Origin of the sequence: Paenibacillus tyrphae (assembly GCF_024158745.1) — a bacterium.
In the GTDB taxonomy this organism is placed as follows: domain Bacteria; phylum Bacillota; class Bacilli; order Paenibacillales; family NBRC-103111; genus Paenibacillus_G; species Paenibacillus_G tyrfis_A.
On sequence record NZ_JAMZAW010000018.1, the window covers coordinates 106952 to 123549 of the forward strand.

15 protein-coding genes are annotated in these 16598 nt (G+C 53.0%); all 15 read right to left on the bottom strand.

The genetic code is table 11. The features are described from left to right. Nucleotides 1–114: 114 nt before the first annotated feature. Complete coding sequence (gene csaB / locus NI000_RS24890; RefSeq protein WP_253414081.1) at nt 115–1239, bottom strand: polysaccharide pyruvyl transferase CsaB; 1125 nt, start codon at nt 1237–1239, stop codon at nt 115–117. Further along, entirely contained in the window at nt 1215–3260 is a 2046-nt protein-coding gene (locus NI000_RS24895; RefSeq protein WP_253414083.1) for a DUF5693 family protein, read from the bottom strand. Before NI000_RS24895 ends, csaB begins: the two co-directional genes overlap by 25 nt. Before the next feature lie 33 nt (nt 3261–3293). Further along, nucleotides 3294–5006: a phospho-sugar mutase gene (locus NI000_RS24900; protein WP_375541000.1), complete on the bottom strand. Its 1713-nt coding sequence runs from the start codon at nt 5004–5006 to the stop codon at nt 3294–3296. Between the two features lie 56 nt (nt 5007–5062). Then, on the bottom strand, nt 5063–5485 hold the full coding sequence (gene fabZ, locus NI000_RS24905) for a 3-hydroxyacyl-ACP dehydratase FabZ (RefSeq protein ID WP_253414085.1): 423 nt from the start codon (nt 5483–5485) through the stop codon (nt 5063–5065). A gap of 167 nt (nt 5486–5652) precedes the next feature. Beyond that, entirely contained in the window at nt 5653–6174 is a 522-nt protein-coding gene (locus tag NI000_RS24910; RefSeq protein WP_025847708.1) for a CDP-alcohol phosphatidyltransferase family protein, read from the bottom strand. A gap of 129 nt (nt 6175–6303) precedes the next feature. Further along, nucleotides 6304–6522: a DNA-directed RNA polymerase subunit beta gene (locus NI000_RS24915; protein ID WP_253414086.1), complete on the bottom strand. Its 219-nt coding sequence runs from the start codon at nt 6520–6522 to the stop codon at nt 6304–6306. Between the two features lie 28 nt (nt 6523–6550). Continuing rightward, nucleotides 6551–7426: a flagellar hook-basal body protein gene (locus NI000_RS24920; RefSeq protein ID WP_253414087.1), complete on the bottom strand. Its 876-nt coding sequence runs from the start codon at nt 7424–7426 to the stop codon at nt 6551–6553. Between the two features lie 57 nt (nt 7427–7483). Beyond that, the gene (locus NI000_RS24925; RefSeq protein ID WP_253414088.1) at nt 7484–8377 is read right to left on the bottom strand and encodes a flagellar hook-basal body protein; all 894 of its coding nucleotides are present in this window, start codon (nt 8375–8377) and stop codon (nt 7484–7486) included. Between the two features lie 15 nt (nt 8378–8392). Then, nucleotides 8393–9391: a rod shape-determining protein gene (gene mreB, locus NI000_RS24930; RefSeq protein ID WP_036682843.1), complete on the bottom strand. Its 999-nt coding sequence runs from the start codon at nt 9389–9391 to the stop codon at nt 8393–8395. A 280-nt stretch (nt 9392–9671) separates the two neighbouring features. Next, nucleotides 9672–9959, bottom strand: a complete 288-nt coding sequence (gene spoIIID, locus NI000_RS24935) for a sporulation transcriptional regulator SpoIIID (protein ID WP_036682840.1) — start codon at nt 9957–9959, stop codon at nt 9672–9674. Nucleotides 9960–10150: 191 nt separating this feature from the next. Then, entirely contained in the window at nt 10151–10882 is a 732-nt protein-coding gene (locus NI000_RS24940) for a M23 family metallopeptidase (protein WP_253414089.1), read from the bottom strand. Nucleotides 10883–10949: 67 nt separating this feature from the next. Next, nucleotides 10950–12005 carry a stage II sporulation protein D gene (spoIID, locus tag NI000_RS24945; protein ID WP_253414090.1) on the bottom strand — a complete coding sequence of 352 codons (1056 nt, stop codon included), beginning with the start codon at nt 12003–12005 and terminating at the stop codon, nt 10950–10952. Nucleotides 12006–12173: 168 nt separating this feature from the next. Beyond that, the gene (gene murA, locus NI000_RS24950) at nt 12174–13499 is read right to left on the bottom strand and encodes a UDP-N-acetylglucosamine 1-carboxyvinyltransferase (RefSeq protein WP_253414142.1); all 1326 of its coding nucleotides are present in this window, start codon (nt 13497–13499) and stop codon (nt 12174–12176) included. 145 nt (nt 13500–13644) lie between these two features. Next, the gene (locus NI000_RS24955) at nt 13645–13896 is read right to left on the bottom strand and encodes a DUF1146 family protein (protein WP_054972593.1); all 252 of its coding nucleotides are present in this window, start codon (nt 13894–13896) and stop codon (nt 13645–13647) included. A 75-nt stretch (nt 13897–13971) separates the two neighbouring features. Further along, nucleotides 13972–16491, bottom strand: coding sequence for a S8 family serine peptidase (locus NI000_RS24960; RefSeq protein ID WP_375541001.1), 2520 nt, complete (start codon nt 16489–16491; stop codon nt 13972–13974). Between the last annotated feature and the right edge of the window lie 107 nt (nt 16492–16598).

The following is a 16598-nucleotide window of genomic DNA, read 5'->3' on the forward strand; positions in this document are numbered from 1 at the left end:
TTCAGGTTGTTTTCATAGGTATTATCAGGTTTCCGCACATTTTCCTCTCTACGATTCACTCTCACTGCGAATTACGGCAAAACAAGCACACTTTTATTGCATAGCGCAGCTTTATTAATTTTCTTTATGTGGACTGGTAAAATAAGAAGCGATTCGTTCCGCCGGGCGCCCGGCTTCGACTATCAGCCGCTCAATGGCCTGCTGTTTCTCCTGTTTCCATGCTTCCACACCGTTCCACAGCTGCAAGGTTTCTTCGGCCAGCGCGTTCGCATCGGGCTTCTGGGTACTGCAAGCAGTTTTGATTCCGAGACGATTCAAAAATTGATCGATCTTCGGATCGTATGACACACCGACCATAGGGACGAATTGACCGGCCGCATAAATCAAGGAGTGAAGACGCATTCCGACCAACACCTGGCAGGAAGCAACCTCCGCCAGCATATCCTGCGGATGGGTGATCGGAGGGGTTATGCTCATCCGCTCTTTGTAGAGTTCCCCCATATGTTCCATCACATACAAGGAAGCTTGCTCGTCGGATGGCAAATGAAACGGCAGGAAACGAATGTGCGCGTCCGATTGTTCCAATACAAGCCTAAGCGCATCGGCAACAGCCTGGAGCTCCGAGCGGTCTTCGTTCCAGAATCGGACGGATACCCCAATAACAGGCTTCTTAGGCGTGTCGCCTTTTGGAGAGCGTTGTTCGCGAAGCGATAGCCCCATCACCGGATCCGGTACCACTTCAACCCGGTCCGCAGGAACCCCCATTCGCCCCAACAATGCTTTCGATTCGTCGTCTCTAACAGAAATAAACGCGCACCGATTGAAAGCCGAACGAATCCATCCGTAGAAAAACGGCCGATGCACCGGACCGATGCCTTGAGAATAAATAAATACGGGCTTTCGAAGCCATTGAGCAAGCCGGATAATGGCAATGTAGTACGGGATCGTTTTCGTTCCCGTTTCATCCTGCAGCAGACTGCCTCCACCGCTTATAAGCCCGTCGGCTCCGCGCAGCGTCCGCCATACCTCCGCAGGGCGCATCCGGTGAGCGGCTTCGACGCCGTAGGTTCGAGCCGTCTCCTCCGGGTTTATGGACAGAACGACAGGGACGAATGTTACGCCCTGTCGTTCTCCTTGTTCCTTCAAAGCCAGCAGAATCGATTGCAGCACGGCCTCGTCGCCACTGTTGTGGAATCCGTAGTAACCGGACAATACTATTCGCTTAACCGGGGTACCCAACGCTGCCAACTCCTTGCAATAATTTCCCAGACCACAATCAAAACGGCTCCGATCAATAGGCCGAAAGCCAAACCATATACGACGCGAATCGACGAAATGACGAGCGGTGTATGCAGATGCGCGAACGTATCTACGACCGAAGCTTGTCCAATCACGCCGATCAGAACCAGCAGAAGCGCGCTCCGGTACTTATAGCACAAGTAGGCTCCCAGCAGGAACAAAGGATGGGAGATCATAAACTCCTTCGTGCGCGGCCGTACGCCGAGCGTATTTTCCAGGAAAGATCGGAAATATCGTTCGAACGATGATGCCTGCCCCTCGTTGCCGGTACGCGAAATGTAGTAATAGCCGGCTGCCGCAACGACTACAGCGACAATGACCCATAAAACACGGATATTCGCGTGAAGGAAGCCTTGAATTCGCCGCACTTTATCCCGGTAAGAAGTCCCATCGCTGAACACCAGCCAGTACAGAACCGTTAGTGCGATCGGAGCCGCATGCAGGATGCCGACGCCTCGGAATTGTTCCAGTACCAAAGAATACGTGATTTGATTCAGCAGCCCTACGATAAATAGAGCGCCGATTAGGGAAAGAAGGGTTGTCCGCAGAAGCAGTACGATTGTGAACAACCACTTGTTACCGTCCCTGCGGTCTAGCTTATTCCGTGCCGCCCGGATCGCAACCATGATAGCAAGAGTCGGCGCGCAGGTTCCTGCGCCAAGCGCCAGCGCTTGTGAAAATAAACTGTTGTTCCACACATACATCCCTGCAGAGCCCACCAATCCGAGCAAAAAGACAGCTAACGCAAGCTCTGGGACGAAGTAAGAGATCGTCAGCGCAATTAAGGCGACGGCTCCAATCGATAACAGTGCCTTGGCGACCGGCTGCCAGCCTGAATGCACCGGCACAAACGCCGTAGCCGGCCCGGTCTGATAACCTACCTTATGAATCTGAGGTATGGCCCCGTCCGGTCCCTTTAACGTCAAATAAATCGAATCGAGCGGATGAACGATTTTCCCTTTGTCCGTACTCTTTACCGCTTTGGCATGCAGGAAGATCATCCGGATGTTGCGGTCCTTCACCGCCAGCAAAAACCGGTCCGCATAATCTTGAATGCGGCCCTTCAGCTCTTCCGGAGTAATATTCTCCGTGAGCTTCTGGGAGTCGGATTCCGTTAGAGGGTGAAGACGGGCCACGTTGTAATCGATCTTCTTCGCGATGCTGTTGAAGCCGCGCGGCGGCGTTTTTTGGTACAAGGCTTCGGTCGAGGCCAAGCCGATCTGATGCTTTTTCATAAGCTCGGCCATCAAATCGATATTATGCAAATCTTTATCGCTAACGAAACCGGGCACGGTCTCGCCATCGATAATCATTCGTTTCACCCCGAGAGCCTGCAGTCTTCCAAGCAGCTCATCCATGCGGGCCTCATCGAAAGCCCGGCGGTTGGATAGCCGGATGACAATCGTGTACCCTTTTTCCTTAAGCAGCTGCAAAGTGATCGGATCCGGGTCCATCGTTTTCAACAACGCATCTTCCATCGCCATCTCGATGATCAGGCCCGGCTGATTTTTGTAGCTCCATGCTCTCGTGTTTACATTCAACTCGGCAAACGCCTTTTGAATCATCGGCTGAAGCTGCTGCTCGGATTCTTTCTCCGCAAACAACAGATACGTAAAGTTTTCATTCGGCGAAATGGGCGTCTGAGTCAAAGCGGACGCTTCATGCGATGTAAACAGCTCAATGCGACGGCTCAGCTTCAGCTCGTTGAGAGTCGCTTCATAGACAGCCATGGATTGAATGCCATGCTGCTTCATCTCGTCCAACTGCTCCAATACGAATTTGCGGGGGTCCGTTTGCAAATCGGATATTTCCAGCAAATTGCGGTAATCGAAGACGAACTCTACCTTTCGTCCCGTTTTCTGCTCCGTCTCATTCCGCTCGAACGCTACGGGGATGGCAGCCAGCATCCCAAGGATAACCAACCACCATAACCATTTAAGCGCCCGTTGGTTCCATTTCATGTACGTTCCCTTCAACACTGCCCACTCCCAAAGTTAGTTGTGATTGTCCACGCGGGACATAACAGTCTGTACCAGTTGTTCGATCGCTTCGGAAGCGGCCTGCGCGGAGGTGCCTCGAACGGCAAAGTATACTTTGATCTTCGGCTCCGTGCCCGATGGGCGGAGGCAGAACCAAGAATCGTCTTCAAGCGTATATTTAAGGACGTTTTCCGACGGAAGTCCGTACAATCCTTGAGAGAAGTCCTCCACCTTAACGACCCGCAATCCGTTAAGCACTTCCGGCGGGGCGCTGCGCCAATCGCTCATGATGCTTTGAATCTTCTCGACGCCATCCTTGCCTTTAAGCGTGCGCGATTCGAGCTTTTCCAAGAAGTAGCCGTGACGCGCATATAGCTCCTGCAGAACATCGTACAAGGTTTTGCCTTGGCTTTTGTAATAAGCTGCGGCTTCGCAGATCAGCATCGACGCGATTACCGCATCCTTGTCGCGCGCATAGTTGCCGGCGAGATAACCGTAGCTTTCTTCGTAGCCGAACAAAAATTCGGCTTCTCCGGTCCGCTCGAACTGTGTCATTTTTTCGCCGATATATTTGAAGCCCGTCAGCGTGTTCAATACTTTAGCCCCATAATGCTCGGCAATGACCGCTCCCATCTCACTGGTGACGATCGTTTTGATCACGACTCCGTTAGCCGGAAGCTCCCCACGCTCTTTGCGGCTGCTGAGCAGATAATGGACCATAATCGCGCCGGACTGATTGCCCGTCAGCACGAAGTATTCTCCGTTCGCATCCTTCACGACCGCGCCCATCCGGTCGCAATCCGGGTCCGTTCCGATAATGATGTCCGCGTCCGTTTTTTGGGCTTCGTTAATGGCCAAAGCGAACGCTTCCCGTTCCTCCGGATTCGGCGACTTGACTGTGGAGAAGTTGGCGTCCGGCTGTTCCTGCTCGGCAACCACCTGCACTTGATCGAAGCCGATGCCGGCCAATGCCGCACGCACGGATAAATTGCCTGCTCCATGCAGCGGTGTGAACACAATGCGGAAGTTATCGCTCGTCTGCTTCACCAGCTCCGCGTTGCGGCTGATGGCCGTGACGGCACGAATATACTCGGCATCCACCGCCTCGCCGATCCATTGCAGTAAACCAGCGCTTTCGGCATCGGCGCGCGATTTTCTTTTCACGTCGGCAAACGACTGTACCTTACGGATCTCAGCAATGACTTGCTCGGCTTGCTCCGGAACAAGCTGTCCGCCATCGTTTCCGTATACTTTGTATCCATTATATTCGGGCGGATTGTGGCTTGCCGTAATAACGATGCCGGCGTCGGCCTTCAAATACCGGACGGCAAATGAAAGCTCCGGCGTCGGACGAAGCGATTCGAACACATACGCTTTGATTCCGTTGCCTGCCAGCACCTTAGCCGCTTCAAGCGCAAATTCGGGCGACTGGTTCCGGGAGTCGTAGGCGATCACCGCGGAAAGCGATGCTTTGCCGGAAGAAAGCATGAACTGCGCGAGCCCTTGGGTGGCACGGGCTACCGTATACGCATTGATCCGGTTCGTACCGGCCCCAATGACGCCGCGCAGGCCCCCGGTTCCAAATTCCAGATCGCGGTAAAAGCGATCTTCGATTTCTTTGGCATCTCCTGCAATTTGTCGAAGCTCCTCTTTGGTGCTCTCGTCAATTGCCGGATCCTTCAACCAAAGCTCGTATTGCTCCTGCACATGCTTCCCCGTATTCATCATTCCATCTCCTCTACCCGGAATTTTTTCTATTATGTTAAGTATGATCTGTATCTTGACTATTGAAGAGCGAACATGATTTCGCCTTCGGCTACAACCTTACCCTCGACTTTAGCTGTCGCTTGCCCCTTGCCAATAATGCCTTTCATCCGGGTAATCGCGACTTCCAACGTCAACGTATCCCCCGGCTTCACTTGGCCCCGGAATCGGAAATTGTCCACCCCTGTAAGCATTCCAATTTTCCCCTGGTTGCCTTCCACTTGCAATAAAGCTACGCCGCCAACCTGCGCAAGAGCTTCAATAATTAAGACCCCCGGCATAACAGGATACTCCGGAAAATGTCCCTGGAAAAACGGTTCGTTGATCGTAACGTTTTTAATACCGACGGCTCTCACACCAACCTCTGTTTCCAATATACGGTCTACCAACAAAAACGGGTAACGGTGCGGAATAATCTTCTGAATTTGCGCGGCATCTAACATAGCAGATGCTCCTTTCTGGGTGAGTATAAAAACGTCTGGTTCAACTTACAATACAAATGTCCCTTCATGGGCTGCAGCAGTGAAGGTTGATATAAGGGAGCTTATGTGCGGATTTGCCGGTAAGGTGAATCCGGGCATGAGCTCTTTTTATTTCGAAAAGGGTCCCCTTATGAATGCAAGCCGCGTTTGTTCAGCAGCTTAAACTGGAGAATATAAATAATAGAGGTGACGAACGATACGGCGATGACAAACCATAAATACGCATGAGCGTATGGAAGCTCGAAAACGATCAGCAGAATGGCAACATAATACAAGACGGTCGTCAATTTACCCATCGCATTCGCCGGAACGGTCTTTTTGCCCCGAAAGTGAAAAATCGCTGATCCCACGATCATGCCCGCGTCCCGTAAAAACATGGCTCCTGCAGCTTGCCACGAAATCATCTGGGAGAAAACCAGCGACAAGATGACGGTGATCATCATCAGCTTGTCCGCGAGCGGGTCCAACATGCTGCCAAGCTCGGTGACCAAATTTCGTTTCCGTGCGATGTAGCCGTCCAGTACGTCGGTAAGCCCTGCGATAAGCAGGACGAAAAAGGCGCTTTTGATATATCCTGCTCCAAATACCACGAGGTAGACGGGAATCAGAACAAAGCGGCATACGGTCAGTACATTGGGCAAGTTCCACACGAAATAGCGTCCCCCTCTGAGCCGCTTAGGTTATCGGCGCAGCTCGATTCTCTCTCTATAACGCTTCCCATCCATACATTATACCTTTATGAGGAAAAAAATAAAACTCCCTTACCCGGGAGTTTACCATTACGTATCGGCAAAGATCAAATCAAACACATGACGCCACGTATTTAAATTGAAAACCTCTTGAAAATCTTGTTTTCCTATATAAACGTACCCGACCGCAAGCCCTACTAAAAGCGCCACTATGCCAGTGAACGGAATCCACGTCCACTTCAGGAACGTAAAAACCGCTTTTTTCCATCTTTTCGGTTCCGCAGGCGCCTTCTTTCGGTTATCGCTCAAGTTCCCTACCTCGCTTTGCGTAATGCCGTTAGCCACGCAAGTTGTTGGCCAAGTTCATCATTTGATCGGACGAAGATACTGCGCGGGAATTCAACTGAAACGCCCGCTGAACCGTGATGAGCTCGGTCATTTCGTCTGCAAGACTGACGTTCGACTGTTCCAAAAAGCCCTGGCGCACCGTAATCGGGTCAACCGTGTTGTTCCCCGCCGTTACAGGCTCCAAGATGTCGTCCCGCTGCTGTGCGGTAATATCAGAAGGCAATCCGAACACATTATCGCCGAGCTGCTGCAAAAGCTGAGGACGAACTACGCGCACCATTTTGATTTGCCCGACCGGAACCGCCTCCGCATTAGGATCCGCTTCATTATGGGCCAGAATCGTTCCATCCGCTTGAATTTGTATCTGGTGGTTATTCGGCACGCGAAGCGGATTGTTGTCGGCCCCCATCACGTAATGACCATCCTTCGTAGTCAAAATCAAGCCGTCAGGGTTTTGCGGATCGCCCGAAGGCGAAAGCTCGAAGGAACCGTCTCGCGTCCAACGGGTTTCTCTAACCGGATTGCCCGCTGCATCCACGGAAGCGGTGGATATTTCAAACAGTCCCGTCCCTTCAATCGCCACGTCAAGCGGGTTGCTCGTTGGTTTCAGCGAGCCTTGACTCATATTCAATTGAGATGCCGCAAGCTTGGCCCCCCACCCTTGGTTGTATCCAAGCGGCGTAAGCCGGCCTTCTTTTTGAAAACCGCGGGGCTGCTGCTTCACATTGGTCAACACGTCTTGAAACGAAGCTTCCCGGCGCTTATAGCCCGTATTGTTAACGTTGGCCATATTATTCGCAAGCATATCGAGCTTTTGCTGAAGCGCATGCATCGAAACGGATGAATTGATCATCGAATGATTCACGTGAACTCCTCCTGTAAGGGGTGTTTCTCAGCTGGACGAGCTATATATAATGGCGGATTAGACGCGGCCGATTTCGTTGGCTGCTTTCTCCATGCTTTTATCGTAATACTGAATCATCTTTTGGTTAGCTTCATAAGCCCGTAAAGCCGACATCATATCGACCATGGACTGGCTGGAATCAACGTTGGAGCGCTCGACATAGCCTTGCCGCACTTCAACCTGATCTTGAGCGTCAATCGGTCGGAACGCGCCTTGATCCTGAGCATTTAAGCGGTACAGTCCGTTGCCCTCGCGGACCAACTGGTTCGGATCTTCCACCCGGGTAATAAGCAGCGACAACGGTTGTCCGTTCGCCCCCAATATCGGTTGGCCTTCTGCATTGGTGAACTGTCCCGCCCGGGTCATACGGAAATTCGTGACCGGCGTACCCGCATCCATCAACACGATAGGTTGTCCATCGCGCCCTAACACCGAATGGCCTTCGGAATCGATCAACCGTCCGTTGGCATCCAGCGAAAACTTGCCGTTCAGGGAATAGCGCTGTTCGCCGGCCGCATTCAAGATCGTAAAGAAAGCTTGGGGCTGAATCACCCGTTGTCCGTTCTGATCCACGTACTTGCCTGAGCTGTCAAAGCGGGCGCCCGGTACCTGAATATCCGAAATCAAGGCGAAGTCAAAAGGGTTCTTCGTTTCCTGAATATCGCCTTGCGCATGCAGAGAAACGTTCTCCTCTGCCATAACCCCCGTATTAATCCGGCCGACAGGCACCGAACCCGGTTCGTTCTTGCCGCTGCGTACCCGGGAAATCAGAATTTCCGGGAACGACCGGTTGATTCCGTTGCCGCCTTTAAAGCCGGGGGTGTTGAGGTTGGCAATATTATTGGTAACGATATCGTGCTTGCGCTGCTGTGCGATCATGCCGGAAGCGGCGGTATACAGGCCTCTTAACATCGAATGGTTACCCTCCTAAAATTTGCGCTTGGTTACTTTATCCAGGTTGTCCAACATAATGCCGGTTCCTTTTACAACGCAATGCATCGGATCTTCCGCAATCAGGATGGGCACCTTAAGCTCGTCCGCCAGCAATTGATCGATGCCGTGCAGCATCGCGCCGCCACCGGTCAAAATAACGCCGCGGTCGATAATATCGGCCGAAAGCTCCGGAGGCGTGCGTTCCAACACGCTCTTGGCAGCCGCCACGATAGACGATACCGGCTCCCACAGCGCTTCTTGAATTTCCTGCGAATTGATGGTCACCGTTAACGGCAGTCCGCTCACCATATCTCTGCCGCGGATATCCATCGTCTCGCGCTTGCCGTCCGGATGTACCGTTCCGATGCGGACTTTAATATCCTCACTTGTTCTTTCACCGATCAAGAGCTTGTACTTGCTTTTAATATATTTCATAATGGCAGAGTCGAACTTGTCCCCTGCGATTTTAATAGAAGAGGAGGTAACGATGTCGCCCATGGACAATACGGCCACATCCGTCGTACCTCCGCCGATATCTACGACCATGTTGCCGCTCGGTTGAAAAATATCCATTCCGGCGCCGATGGCTGCAGCCTTAGGCTCTTCTTCCAAAAACACTTCGCGCGCCCCGCTCCGTTCGGCCGCTTCCCGAATGGCTTTCTGTTCTACCGACGTGATGTTCGTCGGAGCGCAGATCAAAATACGGGGGTGACTGTACCAGTTCTTCCCGCCGACTTTATTGATAAAATACTTCAGCATCATTTCCGTTATTTCAAAGTCGGCAATAACGCCGTCCCGCAGCGGACGGATCGCCACAATATTGCCGGGCGTTCGGCCAACCATGCGGCGCGCTTCTTCGCCCACGGCCAGCACTCGCTTTATATCGCTTTCGATGGCGACGACGGACGGTTCATCCAGGACAACGCCCCGACCTTTCACATGAATCAAGACGTTCGCAGTCCCGAGATCTATGCCGATATCCTTGCTTAACATTCCTATTGATCCTCCCTAGCCAACCGTCCATCCTTATTGTAAAGAAGTGGCACTTCTATTATATACGTTACTTAGGTAAATTCGCCATGTATTTCAAAATTCCTCTTTTTTTTGAACGATTTTTCGACAAATATCGCTTCGTTTCCGGCCGGTTCGGGAGAAGGGGCGTACCGTCAGCGGCGCGGAGGCCCGTGTGCATCCAAGGGCTATAGGCCTACCTCCGCGTTGGGAAATACAGCTCACGGTACGGATGGGAACGCGCCCTGCAACGGGGCCGGTTTTACTTAACGGTAACGAGCTTCTCTTGCGCCTTCGGGCTGCGGGTTTTCCGGTATTTAATCTTGGTGGCCTCTCCCCCGCGCAGGTGACGGATGGACTTATGATATTCCAAAATATGCTTCACCTGATTGGCAAGCTCCGGATTAATCTCCGGCAGACGTTCCGTCAAGTCCTTGTGCACCGTGCTTTTGGAAACGCCGAATTCCTTGGCTATGGTGCGAACCGTATGCTTGGTCTCCACCAGGCAGCGGCCTATCTTAATGGTTCGCTCTTTGATGTAATCGTGCACTCCCCTCGCCTCCCTACTCGAGTTAGTTTGGTACATTATATGAGGGGCCCACGCTTATATTCTTTGTTTCGGAAGGCTGACAAGCCCGCAGCGAACAATTATTTCAAGGACAAGCGTTTTTTCGCAAGAGATATTCGTCCCCGAAAACAAAAAGGCAGAGGAGCGATCCCCTGCCTGCTGCTCTGCCGATATTAATGATCTCCGAGGTATTGCTCCGGATTAACCGCTGGGCCGCCTTGACCTTGACGCAATTCGAAATGCAAATGGGTGCCTTGATCTTTTTCCAGTTCGTTGCGTCCCGCCTTGGCGATCACGTCGCCCTTCTTCACTTCAGCGTCTTTGGCGACCTTGATTTCGGCCAAGCTTTGATAAACCGAGACCAGCCCGTTGCTGTGCGTAATTTCCACCAAGTTGCCGACAACCGGATCTTTTTGTACCGCCGTGACCTTACCATTCATAACTGCCAATACGTCAAACGCTTGATTGTCGTGTCTTGCGAAATCCATACCCATGTGCGGGGTAAAGGTGTCGCCGTATTCGACCATCGCGGCTTGCCGCACTTCGTTCGACGCTTTATTATCGAAGAAAGGAAGCACGACATCCAGTTCGCTGCGTTCTTTGACCGGCCATTGCATCGTTTCCTGTTTTGCGTTGGTAGCTACCGCATCGGTACCCGAGACGTTTCCTGTGACCGTACCGGATTTCGTAGCATCAAGACTGACGTTTTTGTCAGGTTTCGTGATGCTCGACCCTTGGTACCACCACATTAACGTTAAGATGATTGCCGCAGCTGCCATGTACGTTGCCGGAAATACCCACTTCTTGGCGAGCAATCTTTTCCAGGATGACGATGTGCCGCTTTGGGCTCCTTCGGTAGATTTAGGAGCTTCTTCTTGGACCAAATCTCTTTTTTGTTCACTCATTTGTATATCACCTCGCTAACCATTCTTGCCAGGTTCGCGAGATTTATACGCAGGAAAACCTATTTTATTAGAAAGTTTTTCCTTTCAATAGATTGGAAGCCCGGTCGATGGCTATGCCGGCATAATAGTATTTGACAATGTCCTCCGCTTTGCGTCCCTCCATTGCCATCCCGTTGGCGCCCCACTGGCTCATCCCTACGCCATGCCCGTAGCCGAATGTCGTAAACCGCCATTCTCCGCCGCTCCATGACCATTGAAACTGACTGGAATTCAGTCCGAGCTTCTCTCGAACCTCTCTTCCCGTAAATAGCTTTCCGCCTATAGACAGCTTCTTGATACGGTTTCCTTGGCTCTTCTCTATCACCTTGATGCCGAGAGCGCTTCCGGCCGATACCGGCACAGCGCCGGGCAACCCCAGCTTACGCTGCAGCTCCTTGGATGTAAAAGCTACTGTCTCTTTATAGCGGGGCGACAGCTTGGCATCCCAAGGGCTCGGTACGCTTCGCAAATACGGAACGTTGAAATTCCAGTAGTCTTCCGAATTTTCCGTATACCCGTTGCTGGTAGAGAAAAAGCTCGCTTCGATCGGCTTCCCTTGATAGGTTAGTACGAGATCTCTTGTTTCCTCTACCGCTCGTTTCAGCTTGTCCATGCGGGAGAGGAACACCTCCTCGCCCCAACGCTGCCTTAGCTCCTCGTCGGTGACGTAAGCCTGATGGCTGATCGTATCCGTTACGAGCGCATTTGCATCCGGGACATTGCTCTGGTCGCCATCGAGCAGCCTTCGGACGATATAGGTGCGTGCGGCCATCGCCTGGGCCTTGAGCGCTTCCGGCTCGAATTCGATGGGCATCTCCGCTGCGACGACTCCCCGTACATACTGCTCGAGGGCCATTCTCTCCGTCCTCTTCTCCTTTGCCCGGTAAACGGGAACAAGCAGTTCGTCCTGCTGTCGCGCTGCGGGCGGCTGCTCTGCAGCAGGCGGCGCAGGTTCCGGCTCCTTCCCGGGCCCCGTACGTACGAGCAGGCCGGGTACCAGCACGACGACAGCTGTGAAGCTGGCCAGCCATACGGCCAACCAGCGAATCCAAGATTGTTGCGTCCGGGTCAGCTTGTACTTCATCAACGGGTTCCTCCATCTTTTGTCGGCTCTCGAAAATCAGGCGCTGCGGCTGCAGGTAACACCATCTTATGAACCGAAAAGATAGAATAGAACCTCAAAAGAAAGAGAACCGGCCCTTTCCGAATGAAAGAGTCGGTTCCCGTTCCAAGAGAATAGAAGCCATAAGCGTTAAGCGAGGCTTGGTTGCACGGCGAACAGCGGGAGCGTTTGTTCCTCTTCTTCCGTATCGACGATCTCGACAGGAATCCGGCGGATGTCCGCCCCCAGCGTGCTGAGCTTCTCGGCAATATTTACATAGCCCCGGTCAATGTGATGAATGCCGGAAATTTCAGTATCGCCATCGGCCGCAAGCGCAGCCAAAACAAGCGCTGCTCCGGCACGCAGGTCGGTCGCGCACACCTTGGCCCCTTGGAGCTTGCTGCCACCGCTGACGACCGCCGTACGCCCTTCCACCTTAATCTGCGCGTTCATGTTCAGCATTTGCTCCACATGCATAAAACGGTTCTCGAAAACCGTCTCGGTAACCAGGCTGGTCCCATCTGCCATCAGCAGCAAAGCCATCATCTGCGACTGCATGTCGGTAGGGAAACCGGGATAAGGCAGCGTTTTAAGATCTACCGCACGGAGAGGGCGATCCGTATACACCCGGAGGCCGTTCTCATCTTCTTGAATTTGCACGCCCATCTCCTGCATTTTGGAAATGACCGGACGCAAATGGTCACCGATCGCTCCTTCAATGTACAAATCGCTGTTCGTGATGGCGGCGGCAATCATATATGTACCTGCTTCAATGCGGTCGGGAATGACCGTATGTACTGCGCCGGTGAGCTTCGATACGCCGTCGATGCGGATGATGCCTGTACCTGCTCCGCGGATTTTGGCGCCCATCGCGTTAAGATAGTTTGCCAGATCGACGATCTCCGGCTCCTTGGCGGCGTTCTCAATTAAGGTCGTGCCTTCGGCAAGCGCCGCGGCCATCATAATGTTCTCCGTCGCTCCCACACTGGCGACATCGAGGTATACCTTGGCGCCCTTTAATCGTCCGCTCACTCTCGCTTCGATATACCCTTGGCCGAGCTCGATCTCCGCGCCCATCGCTTCGAAGCCTTTCAGATGCTGGTCGATCGGACGCGTACCGATAGCGCATCCTCCGGGCAGCGATATGCGCGCTTGACCTACACGGGCTAACAGCGGGCCCATGACCAGAAACGACGCCCGCATTTTTCTCACCAGATCATAGGAGGCCTCGCACGTATCGATTTTGGATGCATCGATGCGGACCGTTTCATGTTTATATTCAATCTTGATTCCCAGACTTTCAAGCACCTTGTTAATGACAAGGACGTCATCCAGGGGAGGCGCGTCGTGAATGACGCTGACTCCATCCGTTCCTAAGATCGAGGCTGCGATGATCGGCAGGACAGCGTTTTTTGCGCCGTTTATTTTGACCCTGCCGGATAGCTTTTTGCCGCCGCGGACGATTATTTTGCTCATCATGATCCCCCTCCGCGTAATTTCTGCCTGCGGTTTCATAGTCTTTAGCCGGTCACGATACCATTCGTGGCCTGAGCGGATTTTTTAACGGTTGTACTAACCATTGTTGACAACATTCTCCTCGGTTATTCGAAAAAATGTTTTTTCAGAACATTCCGGAGAACCAAGTCGACCACTCCAAATAGTCGATCACGAAGCGGGCAGTTTGATACCCGAGCGCGATCGAGAGCAGGATTTGCAGCATTTTGGCCTGGGCGCTTTTGGGGCGTCTCAGCATCGTCTCCAGCTTCAGCTCCTGCAGAGCCCACCAAGAGACGCCGATGAATACCAGGACGACCACAATGTTGATCATCCCCTTTAGTCCCATCGACGCGCTCATTTGATCCAAATAATCCATGGAAAAAGCATTCCCCGCTTTCACCGAAGTGTCCCGCCGGTCCGGAAAAGCCGATTGGCCGCTTCCGGACCCGGTTTATTTCAGAATCCCCATCAGCAGTTGGACGAATTCAGCCCGGGTCGCCTGCTGCTCGGGCCGGAACGAGCCGTCCGCATAGCCGCCGACCAGCCCTTCGGCTTTCATCTGCTTGAGCAGACCGACGCCCCAATACTCTTCATCCACGTCGGTAAACGGAAGGGCGCCTCTTCGTTTGCCCGTCATGTTCATGCTGCGTGCCAGCATCGCCGTCATCTCCATGCGAGTGACCGGCTGGTCCGGCGCAAACGTCCGGTCCGGGTAGCCTTCGATAATGCCCGCCTGTGTCGCCCGGGCCACATGATCGTAGGCCCAATGCGTCTCCGGCAAATCCGAGTAGCTGACCGCTTTTTGCTTCGACAGCCGGAACGCCCGCGAGATAACCGCCGTCGCTTCGGCACGGGTAATCGGCCGGTCGGGCTGGAACGTATAGTTGTCGTATCCGTTAATGACCTGTTTGCCGGTCAAATTCAAGATCGCATTTTGCGCCCAATGCCCTCGAATATCGGTATAGCCGCCGGTCAGCGGCTTGGCGTTAACGAGCAGCTGATACATGCGGTTATCGAACGGCCGGTTAGAAGTCAGCTTCAGATAGTACGTCCCCGGCTTGAAGCGGCCCGACAATTCCTGCGAGTCGGATGAGCTGTTGTTCATCGAGGTCGCCATCGAATTCATCGACCCGTCGTATAAATGCATATACATGCTCACGCCGGAGGGAATGTCGCTAAGTCCGACCCGAACGAAGCTTTCCTCTTCCACCTTAAACTGGAACCAATCCACGTCGTCCGACTTGTCGAGCAGGCCATTATACGGAGTATCCATCGAGATGGCGGTCGCCTGATAAGATCGGTTGTTCGGTTCGTTCGGATCAATCAGCTTCGCGTCGTACTCGATCGCGAGCGTATATTCGCCAACAACCGGGTTCGTATAATCCTTCACGTTATTCACCCGAATGTAATAGGTGCCGGGAAATACTTCGGGCAAGGAGTACGACTCCGTTGCGCCGTCGTCACCTTCGTCGATCGTCACCGACTTCTCCCCTTGCTTTTGAACGAGAAGCACCGGGTCGATTCGTGCCGTATCGGTCGTCACATGAATGCGCAACGAACCGGTTTGGGTAACCGGGAATTCATACCAATCCACATCGTTGTATTGGTGAAACGTCCCCTTGACCTTTACGCTCCGGGAGGGCAGCACGTACGCTTTGAACTGGCGGTCGTTGTCTTCGTACGGATCGCGGTAAATGTCAAAGGAAGTCGTCAGTCCGTAAGGCGTCTCCACTTTGCGGTTGCGGTCGCTAAGCTGCAGTTGAAAATAACTTCGCCCCTTCGACACTTTGAACGGAACCGTCTGGCCTCCTTGCACGGTTTTGGTCGTCAGCACACCGGAAGCGTCCGTATGCTGCACATTCACCGATAAGCTGCTATCAAGCTCCAGCGTAACATTTACGGTTCCGTCGTAGGAAGCATCCGTAGCAAACCAGTCGTTGTCCGAACCATCCGAGAAGGATGCGGTAATCTTTTTACTGACGGAGATCGCTTTGGCCTGATCCTTACGGTTGTTCGGTTCGTACATGTCGGCCAAATAAGGCTCATTGAGCAATCGGTCTACCCGAAGCAAGCCGTAGCCGGTGCGCGGATTCCAGCCTTTTCCGGTTAGGTCCTCCGCGGTTTGGCGAATCCATTGACGGATCTGATACGCTTTCATCTCCGGATTCCGTCCCCACAGCAGTGCGGCCGCAGCCGCAACTTGCGGTGCAGCCATCGACGTCCCATCCTTCGCTTCGTACGAACCGCCTATCGCCGTCGTGAACACATCCCAAGGCGCAACGACGTCGACCTCCGGTCCCGTGTTGGACAATTCGTTCACCGCACCGTTGGTGTTCACTCCGCCAACCGCGAGGACAGTAGGATACGCCGCCGGGTATTTGACGCGGTTGCCTTCGTTGCCCGTAGCGGCTACAAGCAACACGTCTCTTTCCTCCGCATACCGTACGATATCGTTCATGTAGGCGGAGTATTTATTGAGGCCCAGCGAGAGAACAACAATCTTGGCGCCATGATCGATGGCATAACGAATCCCTTCTCCGAGCTTCTGCTCGCCGCCGGACCCGTCCGCTTCAAGCGCTTTGATCGGCATGATCCTGGCATTCCACAGCATGCCGGCAACGCCCCGGTCGTTATTTCCCACAGCGCCTATGACACCGGCTACGTTGGTGCCATGGCCGTTGTCGTCCGCCGGCGGCTGTTTCGGATGAATCAGGTTGACGCCCGGCACCAAATTGGGCTTCAAATCGGGATGCGCCAAATCCACTCCGGTATCGACGACCGCGATAATCATGCCGCTGTTGCTCTGCGTCACATTCCAGGCTTCGTTCATGTGAATTTGCTTAAGGTAAGTCTGCTTGGCATAGAACGGATCGTCCGCCTCCAAAGCATAAACCGTACCGGTGCTGGTGAGGAAAATCGTGAGGCCCAAGAATGATGAGTATATTGTATGTTTAAGTTGTATGCCGTTCATCGCATTCAGAATCCTTTATCATGATTTTCTTCAGCCTAACCCCATTATCTCATTCTAAGCTTTAAGCCGAATCCCTGCAACTGGAATTGAAAACCTGAGAGCAAAGT

What these genes read in the sequence shown, in the direction of transcription:
- NI000_RS24895 (WP_253414083.1), bottom strand. Translation starts at nt 3,260, where the DNA reads ATGAAATGGAACCAACGGGCGCTTAAATGGTTATGGTGGTTGGTTATC.
- NI000_RS24900 (WP_375541000.1), bottom strand. Translation starts at nt 5,006, where the DNA reads ATGATGAATACGGGGAAGCATGTGCAGGAGCAATACGAGCTTTGGTTG.
- fabZ (WP_253414085.1), bottom strand. Translation starts at nt 5,485, where the DNA reads ATGTTAGATGCCGCGCAAATTCAGAAGATTATTCCGCACCGTTACCCG.
- NI000_RS24925 (WP_253414088.1), bottom strand. Translation starts at nt 8,377, where the DNA reads ATGTTAAGAGGCCTGTATACCGCCGCTTCCGGCATGATCGCACAGCAG.
- mreB (WP_036682843.1), bottom strand. Translation starts at nt 9,391, where the DNA reads ATGTTAAGCAAGGATATCGGCATAGATCTCGGGACTGCGAACGTCTTG.
- NI000_RS24940 (WP_253414089.1), bottom strand. Translation starts at nt 10,882, where the DNA reads ATGAGTGAACAAAAAAGAGATTTGGTCCAAGAAGAAGCTCCTAAATCT.
- spoIID (WP_253414090.1), bottom strand. Translation starts at nt 12,005, where the DNA reads ATGAAGTACAAGCTGACCCGGACGCAACAATCTTGGATTCGCTGGTTG.
- murA (WP_253414142.1), bottom strand. Translation starts at nt 13,499, where the DNA reads ATGAGCAAAATAATCGTCCGCGGCGGCAAAAAGCTATCCGGCAGGGTC.
- NI000_RS24955 (WP_054972593.1), bottom strand. Translation starts at nt 13,896, where the DNA reads ATGGATTATTTGGATCAAATGAGCGCGTCGATGGGACTAAAGGGGATG.
- NI000_RS24960 (WP_375541001.1), bottom strand. Translation starts at nt 16,491, where the DNA reads ATGAACGGCATACAACTTAAACATACAATATACTCATCATTCTTGGGC.